Origin of the sequence: Microcoleus sp. C2D2, assembly GCF_036702495.1 — a bacterium.
In the GTDB taxonomy this organism is placed as follows: domain Bacteria; phylum Cyanobacteriota; class Cyanobacteriia; order Cyanobacteriales; family Microcoleaceae; genus Microcoleus.
In genome coordinates this window covers 1-16,608 of the sequence record NZ_JAUBTO010000164.1, presented here as the reverse complement: position 1 = coordinate 16,608, position 16,608 = coordinate 1, and the positions used below count along the sequence as shown (strand labels likewise).

At 46.0% G+C, this 16,608-nt stretch carries 9 protein-coding genes and 1 tRNA gene; 7 read left to right on the top strand and 3 right to left on the bottom strand.

Features of this window, described 5'->3' with window-relative positions:
- Window positions 1–286: 286 nt before the first annotated feature.
- Both QUB61_RS32780 and QUB61_RS32775 read right to left on the bottom strand, forming a co-directional pair.
- Window positions 287–478, bottom strand: a complete 192-nt coding sequence (locus QUB61_RS32780) for a chlorophyll a/b-binding protein (RefSeq protein ID WP_333134938.1) — start codon at window positions 476–478, stop codon at window positions 287–289.
- Between the two features lie 94 nt (window positions 479–572).
- A complete protein-coding gene (locus tag QUB61_RS32775) occupies window positions 573–1,589 on the bottom strand; it encodes a succinate dehydrogenase/fumarate reductase iron-sulfur subunit (RefSeq protein WP_333134940.1) in 1,017 nt (338 codons plus the stop codon).
- Between the two features lie 237 nt (window positions 1,590–1,826).
- On the opposite strand from QUB61_RS32775, the gene QUB61_RS32770 reads away from it, so the two are divergent.
- From QUB61_RS32770 to QUB61_RS32745, 6 genes are all read left to right on the top strand, one after another.
- Window positions 1,827–2,069 carry a hypothetical protein gene (locus QUB61_RS32770; protein WP_333134942.1) on the top strand — a complete coding sequence of 81 codons (243 nt, stop codon included), beginning with the start codon at window positions 1,827–1,829 and terminating at the stop codon, window positions 2,067–2,069.
- Between the two features lie 1,316 nt (window positions 2,070–3,385).
- Window positions 3,386–4,117 carry a RadC family protein gene (gene radC, locus QUB61_RS32765; protein ID WP_333134944.1) on the top strand — a complete coding sequence of 244 codons (732 nt, stop codon included), beginning with the start codon at window positions 3,386–3,388 and terminating at the stop codon, window positions 4,115–4,117.
- A 317-nt stretch (window positions 4,118–4,434) separates the two neighbouring features.
- On the top strand, window positions 4,435–4,773 hold the full coding sequence (locus QUB61_RS32760; RefSeq protein WP_015176985.1) for a DUF1815 family protein: 339 nt from the start codon (window positions 4,435–4,437) through the stop codon (window positions 4,771–4,773).
- Window positions 4,774–5,479: 706 nt separating this feature from the next.
- Window positions 5,480–5,884 carry a DUF4079 domain-containing protein gene (locus QUB61_RS32755; protein WP_333134946.1) on the top strand — a complete coding sequence of 135 codons (405 nt, stop codon included), beginning with the start codon at window positions 5,480–5,482 and terminating at the stop codon, window positions 5,882–5,884.
- 405 nt (window positions 5,885–6,289) lie between these two features.
- Complete coding sequence (locus QUB61_RS32750) at window positions 6,290–8,902, top strand: ComEC/Rec2 family competence protein (RefSeq protein WP_333134948.1); 2,613 nt, start codon at window positions 6,290–6,292, stop codon at window positions 8,900–8,902.
- Window positions 8,903–8,962: 60 nt separating this feature from the next.
- Window positions 8,963–9,049, top strand: a tRNA-Ser gene (locus tag QUB61_RS32745).
- Between the two features lie 614 nt (window positions 9,050–9,663).
- Here QUB61_RS32745 and QUB61_RS32740 read toward each other — a convergent pair.
- Window positions 9,664–15,138, bottom strand: coding sequence for an AAA family ATPase (locus tag QUB61_RS32740; protein ID WP_333190287.1), 5,475 nt, complete (start codon window positions 15,136–15,138; stop codon window positions 9,664–9,666).
- 469 nt (window positions 15,139–15,607) lie between these two features.
- Between QUB61_RS32740 and QUB61_RS32735 the strand changes: the two genes are divergently transcribed.
- Window positions 15,608–15,787 carry a hypothetical protein gene (locus QUB61_RS32735; RefSeq protein ID WP_333135208.1) on the top strand — a complete coding sequence of 60 codons (180 nt, stop codon included), beginning with the start codon at window positions 15,608–15,610 and terminating at the stop codon, window positions 15,785–15,787.
- Window positions 15,788–16,608 lie beyond the last annotated feature (821 nt).

The following is a 16,608-nucleotide window of genomic DNA, read 5'->3' as shown; positions in this document are numbered from 1 at the left end:
CAATACCTGCCAACAATCTCCCATCTCAAAAACCCGCCCCGACCGGGATATTATGGTTAATCGATCGGACATGATATTAGTTATCTAGGAGAAAAGGAAGAAGCAATAGACCGCATTAATTTCAGGAATTAAGAACGTCCTAACCCTGTTGGCGGTTGCTATATGAATAGGATTTACGCACCGGTGGCCTGAAACCGAGTTTTTTACCAAAATACTTCGTGCCAGTCGTATTATCGCTAAAAAACCAGGTTTTCGAGCATTTTTAGTGAGTCATAGACCGATCGATTTAACGCAAGCCCAGCCAGGTGAAAAAATCCTGGCGGGTGAAGAATTCTAGCAGCAAAAGTGCCACGAATCCCACCATCGCAAATCGTCCGTTAATTTGTTCGGCGTAGGCACTCCAGCCAAAGGCTGGTTCTACTTGTTTTGGAGTATTTGGGGTTGTCGGTTTTGGGGATGGAGGAGTTTTAGCAGTCATTGAAAAGTTTTGAGTTTTGAGTTTTGAGTAATGACTTTTGGGAAGCTTTGCGATCGCACAACTTGTAATTTACCAGGAAAATGACAGCCGATCGCTAATCTGCTGAGTTTTCTAAACTTTGAACCGATTCGATCAGATTTCGCACAGTTTCGGTACCTTCTGAAGGCTCAAAAAACAGCGGGAACTTGCCGCGAGCGATCATTCTCAAACCCAACGGGCCCAGACTCAGCAAACCTTTAACATCGCGGAAGTAGTTTCCTACTACTTCGATGCCAAATTTGCGCTCGTCTATCCAGCCGCCTTCTTTGACGAGATCGATTAAAACTTTGCGGTGGCGGATCGATCGACTCGCTTGGTCGTCTTTGCGATCGAGAATCTCTTGTTTAATCTTACCAATTTGATCCATCGGCGCAACTTCCATCGGACAAACCGAGTTGCAGTAGTAACAGCGCGTGCATCCCCAGACGCCTGAGGTGCCTTCGTTGTATTTTTCGAGCCGATTTTCCGTTTCGCTGTCGCGTCCGTCGGCGATCGTGCGGTAAGCTTTGGCGAGGGCGTGGGGGCCGACAAATTCCGGGTTGACTTCGCGGGCGTTGCACTCAGAATAGCACGCGCCGCAGAGGATGCAGTTCCCGGTTTGGTCGAGTTTCGATCGCTCTTCGGGAGTTTGCAGAAATTCGCGTTCGGGAATTGCTCGCGAGGCTGTGCTGACATAGGGTTCCACTGCTTCCAGGTTGTCCCAAAAACTGGTCATGTCAACAACCAAATCTTTAATTACCGGCATATTTCCCATTGGGGCTACCGTGATTTCTGGGATGAAATCGGCAGGCTTTTCTGCTGAGCTGGAATCAGCTATTTTTTGCAGTCTTGCGAGTTCGCCGGCCACATTTTCTTTGCAAGCTAATGCCGAGCGACCGTTAATCCGCATAGAACAACTGCCGCAAATTGTATTGCGGCAATTTTTGCGAAAAGCTAAAGTGCCGTCGTGTTCCCACTTGATGCTGTTGAGGCAGTCGAGGATGGTATTGCTCTCTTCCACCTCTAGGGTGTAAGTATGAACCCGGGGAGCCTCGTTTTGATTTTGGCGGACTACGTTAAAGCGGACTTTCATATTTTGAGTGAGGAATTTACTTTCTATTTTAAGCTGAATTTTCGGGTGCTTTTTAAAGCTATTTTTTTAACAACTACCTAAAGTAAGAGATTTAACCCGTTTTTATTATTTCTTAATAACAGGTAATAAGTCCAAAGTCATAAATCCTAAATTGTAACTTTTTTTTGCGGATTTTTTGACCTATTAATTGGATATAAAAGTAATTGATCGCTGCAGTTCGCGACTCGGAGGTGCCTTATGTCCAGCTTGTTTGTATTAACTTTTATGTTTTCAACGCCGGCTTTTTGTCTGGGGCTGCTAAATCCTCAATGGGTGGGACTGGGAACTCGCAAGCGAGCGACTGCCTTGTACGGCGGGTTGATGGCAGTTTCGTTTTTTTTGGTTGGGGTTACAGCAGGTAAGCCGCCGCAAGCAGTTTCCTCGGGGCTGCCGGCCTCAACTGAATTGGCAGAATTTAGGGTAAGCGCACCTTTGTGCTGAACCTAGGGTACTGAGGGCGCACCTCACTTTTCTGGCAGCGTTACAAAGAATTTTACCAGGACTTGAACCTGGAGGGCGAGAAACCAAGTTTTTTTAATCCACATTCCGCACCCCTACAGTTTGTCGTTAACTCTCTAATTTTGGGCGCCCTCAGTGCTGCAATCCAATCAATGCTAATTATCAAATCTCAATGCCTGCGCAGACTCTGGAGAAATTAGTGATTTTAAATTGTGGTTGGCTATTTGTTCGATGTGCATGACTATACAGTTCTCTCACATCGAACGAGCCAACAACATTAAATAATCATCATCATATATAGCCTTTCTCACAAAGATGAGGTACTCATGGGCATAGGGCATAGGGCATAGGGCATAGGGCATAGGGCATAGGGCATAAGCTGTGTTGCATCTAGATTGCCTATGGTATTAGAGAGGGAGAGGGGGTGAAGGGGAGAGGGGGAGAGGATTTGACGATTTTTGATCGGGACTCGAAATATACAATTTAAATGCACAACAGCTTACCTCACCACGCGATCGAACCGCTATAGCTCGCGAATAAATTATTTGTTATTTAAATAATATTAAATTATTACCTTTTGATGTCACTAGGGATTTATCTCATCATAAAGATGTGGTATTCTTAGATTCACACTCTCCTTTTTGACATCTAATTGTATAAGATTGCTCGATTTTTTTGACCGGGTTCCAAGTTGGGATTGGGCGGCGACATCTGAGCTTTGAAATAACCGAAGGCTATTGCTCCTACCATAGTAAAAGCTAACGTTTTAATCAATTACCAATGATAAATTGCGTGTTGAACAATATCTATGTAGGGGCGGGTTTCACCAACAATAATTGCCTCAAACCCATAATCTGGTAAACCCGCCCCCACCCAGCGATCGCCTGTGGAGTTAATTTCTCGAGAGTGAATTTCATTTTGTTTTCTCCCTAGTTGTTTACCTACGGTAGTTCCGGCATTAGTCAGATACTAATCCCGCCGCGAGTCCAGCTTTATACTGGATTCACGGCGACTAATTAGTTTGTGAATCGAAAACTAATTAGTCGCCGTGAATGTAAATCAACTCGCTAGGGAGATAACAGGGTTTTTCGCGAGTAAAAATCGCGTGATTTTTTAACCCTAAAATTAACAAATATATTCGATTTTGTCAAGGTTAGCGGGGAGAATATCGCTCGCGGGATGCCCACTCCAACGATCGGTTAATGATGAAGGCTTTTTTCGGTGATAGTACCAATTGAAGAACGCAAATCGATCGGCTAAAATCATGTAATTGTTGAGCTTTCGGTGCTGGTGCAGCTATGACTTACAGCTTGAGAATTGTCGATTTGCCCACGAGTGAACGGCCGCGGGAGCGACTGATGGCAGGTGGCCCGAAAAGTTTGGCGACTGCGGAATTGATTGCGATTCTGCTGGGTACCGGTCAGGGACAAGGCAAACTTTCCGCCGTCGGACTCGGACAGTATATTTTAAATCAGTTGAGTTTGCATTCCCGCGATCCTCTGGCTGTGATGCGCAGTATTAGCGTTCAGGAGTTGACGCAGATTCACGGGATTGGCCCTGCTAAGGCGACTTCGATTTTGGCTGCGGTGGAGTTGGGGAAGCGGGTGTTTCAGTCGCGGCCGCCGGAAATGGCAGTGGTTGACTCTCCGCAAGCGGCGGCGGATGCCCTGAGTCAAGATTTGATGTGGCAGTCTCAGGAACGTTTTGCTGTGGTGCTGCTGGATGTGAAAAATCGGCTGCTGGGTACTCAGATAATTACCATCGGCACAGCAACGGAAACTTTGGCTCACCCACGGGATATTTTTCGCGAGGTGATCCGCCAGGGGGCGACGCGGGCGATTATCTCGCACAATCACCCCTCGGGGATTGTGGATCCAAGCCCGGAGGATATTGCTTTGACGCGACAGTTGCTGGCGGGAGCGCAGTTTTTGTCGATTCCGCTGCTCGATCACTTGATTTTGGGGAATGGCGATTTTCGGAGCTTGCGGCAGACGACAACGCTTTGGGACGAGTATCCCCAGGGCGATTGAACTCTTATACTTAACTAATTTCATAGCTATCATTAGTTATTTGTATCTTTGGGCTCTTTGACGGCTGAATCAACCGTGACAGCAGGCAAATTTTCAGGCTGGAGTCCCGGGCGAGAGCCTGTTTTGGCTGAATGTCGCTGCTGATACTTAGTTTCGAGCGCAACTCGGTTAACCTAGTATAGGTAAGCTGAAGAGGTCGCTAATCCGATTTTTTTTGAGCATACTAAACGTATACTGAACCAGCACCTAAATACCCACTTATTAAGAAATTATTAAATGGGATGTAAAATACACGGTGTGGTGATAGGAGGAGAACTGTGTTTCTGAGACTTGCAGAACAACACCGTAAATTCGTTCAAGATTTGGTAATGAACCTCCAAGCTTTAGCGATCGTGCTAGAGCATCGGGGTTATCTGGCATCCTGCTACACTTGCGGGGGTCAGATGAACAGTGCCTCATTTATGGTCAGTTTGACGGACAACCATCTGATTCGATTTTTAGTGTCAGATTACGGTATCACTTGGACAGAGATGCGGGACGACCGCGAACTAATGAAACTAGAAGGTGCAGAAGCTATTAATCAGTTACAAGAACTGGCAAATCTCGTAAAGTATCAAATCCAACCTTCGGAAGCTACTTTAGCGACGGCGCAGTGACTTTAGCGATTGTACGGTTCCGAGGAAGGGGACGCAAGAAAGTCACTGCTTGTCTGCTACAACCGAATCCCCAGCTAGTTAGTTGAGAGGGTTCATTTAGGTGCACAGCGATGGCTGCTCAACAGACAAGGGTGCTTTCAGGGTGCCTTCAGACGGTTGAGCGCTCAGTTGATCGAAGTGGGCAGGGGCAGACGGCATACTTTATGCAAGAAGTCTCAAACTTGGAACCTCTAGTTTTTTTTTCAGCAGTTGATTCTCCCTTGAGAGCGATTAGCAAAATGTAGAAGTGCGACTGCTAATCGGCTGCCATGTTAATTTCTCACTTTGGCATTCAAAAGTCAAGGAATTGAAATTAACTTGGAGCAGGCAGGTAAAATTTAACATCCAGAGTGAGGATGAGGCTGTGAAGATTGGGCGAAAGGTAGCCCCCGGGGTGTAACGTGCTGCGGGCTAATTGCGTTTATTTTTGCTCTTAGATTTAGCTGATCAACCTAAGAATTAACTTCAAGCAGCATCACTGCTGTAAAAATCTCACAGCCGGCTTTAGCCGGCTAAGTTTTGCGTATATCTAGGCTTCTGGGCAATGTTTGGCCCTCAGGTTAAACGGCTCTTTGAAGTGCGCGATCGCGGTTGCTACACTAATATTTTATAATATTTTAATGATTAGTCAAAAAATATTTATCGCCAAGTTTGGAGTCAGCATCAAATGGTAAATTTAAGCGAACTTCTAGAACCCATCGCCAGTCAATTTCGCAGTCTAGGAATTCCCGAAGCAATTACCCATTGGGGACACCCTGTAATGATGGGGATCGTGGTGGTGGCGATGGGCAGTTTTGTCGGGTATACGGGATGGCAGGGACGTTTGGCCACCGATAAAGATGTCGCACTCAAAAGTCGCTCGGATCACCGCAAGCTTGCACCGTGGATGTTTCTGTTTCTAGCTTTGGGCTATACAGGTGGCTTGCTGTCGCTGGTGATGCAGCAGCAGCCAGTCATGGAAAGTCCGCATTTTTGGACGGGTTCGGCAGTGCTGGTTTTGCTGGCTGTTGGCAGCTTGATTTCGCTGACGGGTTTTGGGGGTGGCAAGCAGTCAATCGATTTTAGATTTTAGATTTTAGATTGAAGCCTTGACCCCACGGATAAATTCGGGGGGCAAGTTTCATCGGATACACGTTTTTTATTTCTGGACGGATGAATCCGGGGGCTTGTATCCTGGATGCTTTCGCTCACTGCGCGGGGTTCACGCTTATTGAGGCACGACGCGCACTTATGGTGCTGCACGCGGCTTTCGGTTTAAAATTGGGCCTGTCTATTTAGAAGAGGAAGAGGAAGGGAAAGAATGTAAGGAAAAAAATTTTGCTATAACTTACGCACGGGTAGCCAGAAACCGGGTTTTTTACCCAAATTCACGGCATTTAGCCCTTTACTCCCCTTGAAAACCCCGGTTTCTTTGGTAAGGAGTGCATAAGTCCGGCATCGATTTCCCTGAAATATTCCCCCTCTGAATTACTAATTAATGAATCAAGCAACGGGTGTCATTTTCTGTCTAGCTTACATTTTGGGATTGATTTCTACAGCGGTTCCTTGGGGTAGATACGGGATACTTGCTTTGGGGATAGCGGTGGCGCTCGCCCTGCCGAAATTGTTGCGAAATTTTACTAAAAATTCAGTCAAAGTTACTAAGAAAAGACGCAGAAGACAAAAAGAAAAGGCTCTTGAAGAACCCTTAGATGCCAGGGAAGAATTGAGTTTGTTGGAGATGCTGCCGAGAGCGAAATGGGTGTGGGCAGTGGCGGGTTTGGTGGCATTTCTAGCTAGCGTTTATTTTGCAGTTCGATCGCCCCAACCGGCAATTAATGACATCAGCAAACTGATTCCGGCTGGCGGCAACACTCAAGAAGTGGCGGTGACAGTTCGCGGTAGAGTGGTCAGTACCCCCCGATTGACTCGATCGGGCCGATCGCAATTTTGGCTAGAAACAGATTTGGTTAGCGAAATCAACGGCGGCGAGGGAGGAGTAGTTGTAAACCGCCCAGTATCCGGCAAACTCTACGTTACAGTGCCGCTGCTGCAAGCAACAAGTTTGTACGCCGACAATACGATCGCAGTTGTGGGTTCCTTGTACAAACCGCAGCCGCCGTCGAATCCGGGGGCTTTTGATTTTCAAGCCTATTTAGCCCGAGAAGGAGCTTTTGCAGGACTCAAAGGGCGTCAAATTGACTGGAGGAGAGAAAATGCGATCGCGGAGGTAAATCGAGTTAACAACCAAGCGGATGCTTTTTGGGAGCCCAGCGGGATGCGCCCATCGACAATTCAAGCGATGCGGCAGCGGATCGTGCGATCGCAACTATCGCAGCTGAATGTTCCCGAAGGGCCCTTGATCGGGGCGATCGCCCTCGGCAAACAAGCAGTCGATTTACCTTACAACATCCGCGACTCTTTTGTACAGGCTGGATTAGCCCACGCGATCGCAGCTTCCGGCACTCAAGTTTCGATGGTTTTGGCTTTAGTTCTAGCTTTAACCAGGCATTTTTCCAAACAATTGCAATTTAGCTTTGGCGTCGGTGCTTTATTTTTGCTCGTGGGGTTAACGGGCTTTGAAGCTTCAGTATGCCGCGCCGCTTTGATGGGATTTGGAACACTATTTGCTTTGGTACTTAACCGCCAAGTTAAGCCGCTGGGATTGCTGTTAATCGCTGCTACTATTTTACTGCTGGTTAACCCTTTGTGGATTTGGGATTTAGGTTTTCAACTAAGTTTTTTGGCTACTTTGGGGTTAATAGTAACAACGCCCCCGCTGATGGCAAAGTTAGACTGGATGCCGCCCGCGATCGCTTCAATTGTTGTAGTTCCAATCGCGGCTTCAGTTTGGGTGCTACCGCTGCTACTTTACGTTTTTAGTGTGGTATCACCTTACAGCATTTTAGTCAATATTATTGCCGCTCCTTTGCTGTGGATTTTGAGTATTGGGGGGATGATTAGCGCTTTAGCTGGATTGATTTTTCCGCCTGCTGGCAGTGTTTTAGCGCAACTGCTGGATTATCCGGCAAAAGGGTTAATTGCGATCGCCCAATATTTCTCGCAATTACCCGGTAATTCCGTAGCTGTCGGTCAAGTATCGGTGTTTCAGCTAATCGCGCTTTACAGTTTAATTTGCTGGGTGTGGATCGGGGGAAGAAGGTCGGCAACGAGCCGTGTACGGGATTTAACGGAGGTCAGGAACAAGGAACAAAGAACAAGGAACAAGGAACAAGTCCGAGGGAAAAAACCGGAAAACGGCAGAGGGAAGAAGGGGAAAAGCAGAGTTACTACGCTGCCTGTTTTTTCTTCGGCTTGGATTTTACCGCTGGCGGTTGTGGCGGGAATGGGTATCATAGTTTTGCCAGCTTGGCACGTTCAAGCATCTTTATTTCAAGTTACTTTGCTGGCGACATCTGGTGAGCCTGTTTTGGTAATTCAAGAGCGGGGAAAAGTGGCGCTAATTAATAGCGGTGATGAAAATACCGTAAGGTTTACAGTGTTGCCTTTTTTGCAGCAGCAAGGAGTTAATTCTGTGAATTTGGCGATCGCCACTCACGGTCATTTAGGTTTGAGCGGCGGTTGGGGAAAATTACTAGAACGCTTGCCAATTAAAACATTTTATGATAATAACGCTCCGAAACAAATTCACCGTGGCAGCAATCAGGAATTTATAACGGCTGTGCAATCTCGCCTTGGCGTTTACTTTCCTTTAGAAACTAACAGTACAGTCGATCTGGGTTCGACGCGGTTGCAGTTGGTGAATGCCGAGATTCCGGTGGTAGAATTGCTCGTGGGCGATCGAACTTGGTTGCTCGTCGGTGAAATGACACCGGAAGCGCAAAAAAAATTGGCAGCAACGGGAACCTTCAAGCCGGCTCAAGTGCTGTGGTGGTCGGGAAAAACCCTGACGGCTGAGTTATTAAGCGCAGTTAGACCCCAAGTGGCGATCGCATCTGCTAACGAAATCGACCCAGAAACCGCCGCCCAACTGCGCCAAAGCAAAACCCAAATATTCTGGACAGGGCGCGACGGAGCCCTCCAGTGGACGCCAGCAGCGGGATTTAAGACCACTCTGGAATCAGAAGAAAATCAAACTTCTTTTCTGTAAAGATTTACAATGTGGCGCACTGTGCGGTAAAATACATTTAGCTCACATCTCAAATCAATTGGAGAGGTGGCAGAGCGGTTGAATGCGGTAGACTCGAAATCTACTTTAGGGGTGACTCTAACGTGGGTTCAAATCCCACCCTCTCCGTACATCCAAGCATCAAGTGGCAAGCGCGCACCTCATCAACGTAGGGTGCGCGCACCTTATCATATTATCGATTGCCCTATCAAAAATTAGTTAGGGCTTGCTGAAAAAGTCTACAGAGTGAATAAACTCGCGCCACACAGCTTAAAAAATATTAAGTTTGTCGCTTATTTCTCAAATTTACCAAGCAACTTCCCACGAATTTCCTTTCGGTAAGGTAGAGGCTTAGAATCTCAAGGGAACTCTTAACTCAAAACCGGGCACAAAAAAAGGGAAGAGTGTTTATAAAGCAGGCGGTTGCAAACCCCTGCCTCAATCACGAATAAGGTGCGGGCCCAGGATGGGGGAATTAGTCTAGATTCTTTCTTTCCCTAGTCCGTAGTCGTTAGTTCCTAGCAATAGAACCCCTAGCCTGTTGCAGGTTCCCCGTTCCCCGTACCCTCTTTCTTCTAATAACCGATCTCGTAGTTGCGAGGCAGCGCTAATTGCGCTAAAGACCTACTACCAACTGCTCATATCAAATCCGTTGACATCGGAATTATTATCTCTCTCATCTCTTTCTCTGTGTCCTCTGTGCCCTCTGTGGTTTAATCATTCCTATCTAACCGGAATTGATATCACACCGGAATACAAATCACAAACTCCGAACCCTGCCCCAGGCAGGAATTCACTGTTAACGTACCTCCATGTTTTTCCACAACAATTTGGTGGGCTATAGACAATCCTAATCCGGTTCCTTGACCCACAGACTTGGTTGTGAATAAGTGGTTAAAGATGTTTTCCTTGACGGAGTTCGACATCCCCACTCCATTATCCTTAATCCGAATCAAAACCTGATTTTGGGATTCGCTCAGAACAGTTTGAACCGTTATTTGATTCGGTCGGGCTTTAATTTCACTAAAACCGAGCCCCTTATTTGACTCCTCCACAGCGTCAATGGCATTGGCCAGTACATTCATAAATACCTGGTTTAACTGTCCGGGAAAGCATTTCACGGCGGGCAAGTTACCATAATCTTTCACCACTTCAATGGCAGGGCGGAACTCGCTGGCTTTTAAACGGTGCTTGAGAATCAGCAGAGTGCTCTCGAGTCCATCATGAATGTTGAAAGCAACTGGTCGATCGCTATCTGCCCTGGAAAACGTTCTCAGACTCGTACTGATATTGCGGATGCGATCGACTCCCTCCTGCATCGAGCCTATCAATTTCGGCAAATCTTCTCGCAAATACTCCAAGTCTATCGCCTCGATTTTTTCTTCAACTTTAGCTCCGGGCTTGGGAAAACTATCTTGATATACATCGATTAGCTCGAACAAATCTTGTAGGTATTCAAGAGCCGGTTGCAAGTTGCCGGCGATAAAGCCTACGGGATTGTTAATTTCGTGGGCTACCCCTGCCACGAGATTGCCGAGAGCTGACATCTTCTCACCCTGCACCAATTGCAACTGCATCTGTTTGAGATCGTCAAGATAAAGCTCTAGTTTTTGGGCATATTCCTGGGATTGCTGATACAGTCGGGCGTTCTGTAAGGAAATTGCAGCTTGCGAGCACAGGATGTTGAGGATGGTGACGCGATCGCGTGTAAATGCTCCGATTGTGACATTATTCTCTAGATACAGAATCCCCATCATTTTCCCTCGCTCGCTGATCGGAGTGCAAAGCAGGCTCTGAGGTTGGTGTTGGATCATGTAGGGGTCAGATGCAAATCTTGGTTGATTGCTAGCATCATCAAAAATCAGGGTTTCTTTTGTACGTTTGACGTGGTTGATCGGGGTGAGAGGAATTACTTCGCTCTCCTCAACCGGAATTGATTGCAGAAGGCAGTCTTCACGGTTTGTGCAGTGGACGTTTATCCTCCAGTTTCCCTCTTCATTCAAAATTAATGCTCCGCTTTGTGCTCCGGCATTCTTCACCACCACTTGCATGAGGGTAGTCAGCAATTGATCGAGTTTTATTTCGCTAGATAGAGCTTGAGAAGCTTTGATAACTGTCGGCAAATCTACTACCCCCCAACTGCTGGTGCTACTGATAATTGTTCTATTCGTGTTAGATAGGGATGATTCACTGCTGGAGGTGTGAGTTGTTTCGCTCGGATTCTGGCGAGTTCGCTCCTGTTGCAGGATCGGAGCAAGTAATTGGGGATAACGCTTTTCTAGATGGTCAATCTTTGCTTTTGCTCCCCAACGAGCGTAGGCATAGTATGCATCAATTAGATAAGGTTGTGCGAGTTTTTCTTTCCCCCATTCCAAATAGAATTTAGCTGCGAGTTCGTGAGCTAGAGCTTCCTCGTTGATGTACTCGTTTTCTTTAGCAAGAGCGATCGCCTTATCGTACATCTCGATCGCCTCTATTTTCTCACCTAAAACCCGATGCCGTTGGGCCTCTACTAGATAGAATTTGTGTAAATGATTCATTGGGGCATGATGCGCCCATTTTTGCATTTTTTCCTGATTAGCTTGAACGCGAACGAGAATTTCCTGTTGCTCTGACTCTGGGCGATCGAGATACACCGTTAGCCGTACTAAACAATCGTAAAAATGGAATAGAGGAATAAGGGGCAATCCTACCACTGCCTCCAAATACTTCTCTGCTATAGCGATATTCTCAATCGCTTCTAAGTAATTTTCAAACAAATAACTAAGTAAAAATTTGTTCCAATATATATAGTAAAGTCCCGTTTTGTCGTTCGCTTGCAGGTGCAATGGCAACACGATCTGCTCATCGTAGGCTTCACCCTTTAGAAGGCAGGGATTTTCAGTCTTTCCAAGCAGATTTAAAATAGCTTGCCAATAGATTTCTATATAATGAAGCACTGTTTCGTGCTTGATTTTATTAGCAACATCTCTGTAGGCTGCTATCTCTCTTTCAAGGACAGTCAGTTCTTTGCCGCTAAAGTAGGCGAAATAGGAGTAAAGCATTAAAGCAGAGACAGCAAATTCTAAATCTCCCGTCTCCATACCGATAGAGTAAGCCGACATGATAGGTTTTAAGGTTTCTTTGAGATGCTCTTTCCAATGTCGGATAAATGAATTTACTACGACAAATGTCTTGGCTTTGATTTCTTGAGCATTTAACTTTGACAATAGGCTTAAGGCTAATTGACCGAACTGATAACCCGAATCAATATCTCCCACAACTCCGCAAAGAAGAAGACCATAATTGGCATAAACAAACGGAGACACCGAAGCATTCCCATATTGGGCGGATAAATCTACTTGTTTGCACACCGTCAAAGGCACCAGTTCTGGGGCTGCAATATATGCAGGAGTAAAGAGACTTGATAAAAGTCTCATGGCTGCCAATTTATAGGTATCGCTCATTTGAGGCAGGTCAACTAAATCCTCAATTCGCTGCCCGTTCAAAATTGCCGCAGTTTCCCCTAGTGCCTGCCCAATATCTGACGGGTTCACTTTTTCGGGAAACTCCACCCCTAGCACCTTTAAAACTTGTAGTCCCGTACTAACCGCTTCTAGCATCCTGTTCTGCGCCATATAAGCTTGCATCTGGACTTCATACACTTTAATTTTGTCCAGCAGCGAGGTAGCGCGATCTTGGACTAGATCGACGAGTCTCTGCATTCCTTCAATATTACCGCTCAAAAAAGCTGCTTCTGCTCCTTCTGAGTACAGTGATAATGTCATTTCATATTGATTTTGCCAGCTATTTGCTGTCAGTAATTCTCCACCTATTTTGAAGTATTCAACCGCAGCAGAATAAGCAGTAGCAGCTTTGGCTTTCTTTCCAGCAACCAGATTCAACCGTGCTAATTGCTCCCTCTCTAGTTCGTCGTTAATTAGCCCTATTCCCATATTTAAGTGGTTGACAATATCAAAAATCCTTTCTTCTCGTTCGTCGGCTTCTGGCGTATTCCTTAACAGCAGTTGACCGATTTTTATGTGAGTCGATCGCTTTTGGTCTTCTGGAATAAGAGAATAGGCAGCTTGTTGGACGCGATCGTGTAAGAATTTGTATTTGGGTGATTGGTCATGGGTAATTGATAATTGGTCAGATTCCTTCCCATTACCGATTACCGATTCGCTATTCCCCTCTGCTTGATAAAACTTATAAACTTCGGTAATGGGTAAAATTAGCCCGTCTTGTAGTGCCTTCCATAAAGCTGTTGCGGTTTCTACTGGCGAATTTTCATCAACAATTGCTAAAGTCCCTAAATCGAACTGATTGCCAATACAAGCAGCTAACTTTAAAACTGACTGTGTCTGGGTTGGCAACTTTCGCAACTGAAGTGCCATAAATTCTACTACATCATCTGTTAGTGCCAAGGTGCGCACTCGAGAAATATCGCACTGCCAATACCGAGCTTCAAAATTAAATTCAATTAGCCCATCTTCATGCAAAGATTTGAGGAATTGTGTGCTGAAGAATGGATTGCCTAAAGTTTTCTGATAAACGAGTTCTGTCAAAGGCAGAGCCAACGCTGTAGAACAAGCTAGAGTATCAACAACTAAACTATTTACCTCTGCTTGAGCGAGGGGATCTAAGGTAATAGTATTCACCTTGGCTTCAGTTTTTTGAATATCTGCTAAGGTCAGCATCAATGGATGCGCTGGAAATACTTCGTTATCCCGATAAGCTCCAATTAAAAATAGATAGCAGTTATCAATGTCGCTCATCAGCAGTTGCATCAATTTCAATGAGGCTGAGTCTGCCCATTGCAAATCGTCCAAGAAAATTACTAAAGGATGTTCTTTTGTGGTGAAGAGCTGAATGAATTTTTCAAACAACAAATTAAAGCGATTTTGCGCGGCACTGCCAGAAAGTTCTGGGACTGGCGGTTGCTGTCCGATAATCCGCTCTAGTTCGGGAATTACCTCAACGATTACCTGAGCATTCTCGCCCAATGCTATCAGGATTTGAGTCTTCCACTGCTCAACCTTAGCGTCGCTTTCCGAGAGCAATTGTCCCATTAAATCGCGAAAAGCTTGTACAAAAGCTGAGAAGGGTTGGGTGCGCCCAAATTGGTCAAATTTGCCTTTAATAAAGTAGCCTCGCTGTCTGACAATTGGTTTGTGAACTTCGTTGACAACAGCGGTTTTGCCAATGCCGGAGAAACCCGCAACCAGCATCATTTCGGTGCTGCCGGCACTGACGCGCTCGAAGGCCGATAGCAGGGAGAATACTTCGTTTTCTCTACCGTACAATTTTTCTGGGATGATGAAGCGATCGCACAAATCTCGCTGCCCTAAATCAAAGTTAGTCAGCCTCCCTGTCTCTTGCCACTGGCACAAACAAGTTTCTAAGTCGTACTTGAGTCCTAGGGCGCTTTGATAGCGAGCTTCAGCATTCTTCGCCATCAGTTTGCTGACAATCTGTGACAGCACCAATGGAACGCTCTGGTTGACTGTTGAGGCTGGGATAGGCTGTTTGGCGAGGTGGCAGTGTACCAAATCCATTGGATCGTCTGTTTGGAAGGGTAACTTTCCTGTTAGTAATTCGTAGAATGTGACTCCCAGCGAGTAGAAATCTGTGCGGTAGTCAATGCCTCGGTTCATTCGCCCAGTTTGTTCGGGAGATATGTAAGGTAAGGTGCCTTCTAGGACGTTGGGATTTTGAATTTCTTGGGTTTCGCGCGGCAGCAGGGAAGCGATGCTGAAGTCAATCAGCTTGACTTGTTTGCTGCTGGGGTTAATTAGAATGTTGGCGGGTTTGAGGTCTTTATGGATAACTCGGTGGCGATAAATTCCGTCGAGGGAGTTGGCAATTTGAATCGCAATGGGCAGAAACTCGCTAATCGGCAAGCCTTCTAGCGGTTCGTTGCTCTCGGATGCTAGAAGAGCGAGGTAGCTACTTAAGGAAATTCCGCCAAAGTCTTCCATCACCAGAGCATAGTGGTTCTGGTAAGTCTCCAGGCTGTATGCTTTGACACTGCCGGGGATCTCTAAGTTTTTAGCAATGACGTACTGGTTGCGGAAGTGCACCAGTTCGTTGAAGCAGGGAAAGTCATTTCGCAGCAGTTTGATCGCGACTGGCTGCCCATTTGAACAGCGAATGCCGCGATACACTAGAGTTCGAGTGCCTGCGTATATTTGCTCGTTAATGTGATATCCGAGAAACAGATTTGTTATGCTAGTCATACCCAGTTATTCCTACTGCTTCAGTCAAGTCTGAAGCTTGTTAGAGTTACTATCTACTATTGTGGCTCTATCTGCCGTGCTCTGCATTAATTACATTTTTCTTAACATATTTTTAACAAGAAATTATGAAAGAGCGATTTGAAAAACAAGACTTAATATTTTATGTAAGAGCTGTTGATACTTCTGTTGAGACTAAGTAGAACATGACTCCGCGAACCCTGATGGAACGATACCAGTTCATTAAAGAGGAACTTCAGAGGCTGATCGGGTACTTAAGAGTGTTTTTGAAACGGATGCTAGCAGGCGATCGCCTATAAAATCTAATCTCTAGTTTAGCTCATAATTTAATATCATCAGTACAATTCGCGCGGCTCAGGATTTAAAGCCGCAAGCAGAGGAAATCGAGTTTCTGCGCCCGATTGCTGCTCACTTGGGAGTCGCCCGCGAGCAAGCTTAATTATTTGCCTAGATGCCACAACAACCTGCCCAACTCTCTGAAGTGAATCAGGTATTAAATGCCAAAGTTCAGAAGCGGACAATGAAACTAGCCCCTGTCAATCACGCACTGCAAGCAGAGATTAGGGGTGGCCAACCCTCGAAAGCGGCAAGAAGGGCAATTGAGGAAGCGCCCTTCTTGCCGATCGGCTAAGTTTTTTTTACTGATAAGACTTACGCACCGGAAATCAGAAACCCGGTTTTTTTACGAAAAAATTTGGTTCGTACTCGAAGATGAGGTAAAAAACCCGGTTTCTTTGGTATGTGTGCGTCCAGGACTGACCGATCGAGTAATTTCAGGAGAGGAATTACTGATTGACAAATTAAACTTAATGTGTTATGTCGGGAATTAGTCACTGCTGCGGTAGGCGGAACACGGTCTCTTGAGGGATCGCTACGCCAACGGACGATCGCCCTGACGCTTTCCGATCGCGGTTTTCATTTCGGTGAGCTAAAAAACTCGGTTTCTGAGCGGCCCTGTGCCTCCAGGAGGGGCAGAAATCTCTCAGAAAGAGGGTTTTTGAGCTTTTGCGTACAATGCTGTCTCTTTCTGCGGAACATCTCTCCTACTTGCTCTCCAAAGGCGTAAAGTTGATGCTCGATCGACCTAGGATCTGAATTGTTATTATTGGCAAATTGCCATTCTCCACGCAAGCGAACTCAGTAGCTAAGTCGCAAATTGATTGAGCTTTAATCGGCGCCGGGCCCCAGGTTCTGACGCAAGAAACCTTTCTGGGGCGAGAATGGCGTGCGATCGCATTGTACCGGCGATCGTCAAATCCAGCATTGCACTCTCGCCAGCAATAATTAGTCAGCAGTCATTAGTTATCAGTGATATCAATTCCGGTTGCACCGTCCGTGATTGTTAACTGTTGACTGTTGACCGAAAGCATCCAGGATCATTACTCACAAGTTAAGCTAAAAGCACTATTGTCAATGAGTAAAATTACTCATCTTTTACCTGTTGACCCAATT

What these genes read in the sequence shown, in the direction of transcription:
- QUB61_RS32750 (WP_333134948.1), top strand. Translation starts at nt 6,290, where the DNA reads ATGAATCAAGCAACGGGTGTCATTTTCTGTCTAGCTTACATTTTGGGA.
- QUB61_RS32740 (WP_333190287.1), bottom strand. Translation starts at nt 15,138, where the DNA reads ATGACTAGCATAACAAATCTGTTTCTCGGATATCACATTAACGAGCAA.
- QUB61_RS32755 (WP_333134946.1), top strand. Translation starts at nt 5,480, where the DNA reads ATGGTAAATTTAAGCGAACTTCTAGAACCCATCGCCAGTCAATTTCGC.
- QUB61_RS32735 (WP_333135208.1), top strand. Translation starts at nt 15,608, where the DNA reads ATGCCACAACAACCTGCCCAACTCTCTGAAGTGAATCAGGTATTAAAT.
- QUB61_RS32780 (WP_333134938.1), bottom strand. Translation starts at nt 478, where the DNA reads ATGACTGCTAAAACTCCTCCATCCCCAAAACCGACAACCCCAAATACT.
- radC (WP_333134944.1), top strand. Translation starts at nt 3,386, where the DNA reads ATGACTTACAGCTTGAGAATTGTCGATTTGCCCACGAGTGAACGGCCG.
- QUB61_RS32775 (WP_333134940.1), bottom strand. Translation starts at nt 1,589, where the DNA reads ATGAAAGTCCGCTTTAACGTAGTCCGCCAAAATCAAAACGAGGCTCCC.
- QUB61_RS32770 (WP_333134942.1), top strand. Translation starts at nt 1,827, where the DNA reads ATGTCCAGCTTGTTTGTATTAACTTTTATGTTTTCAACGCCGGCTTTT.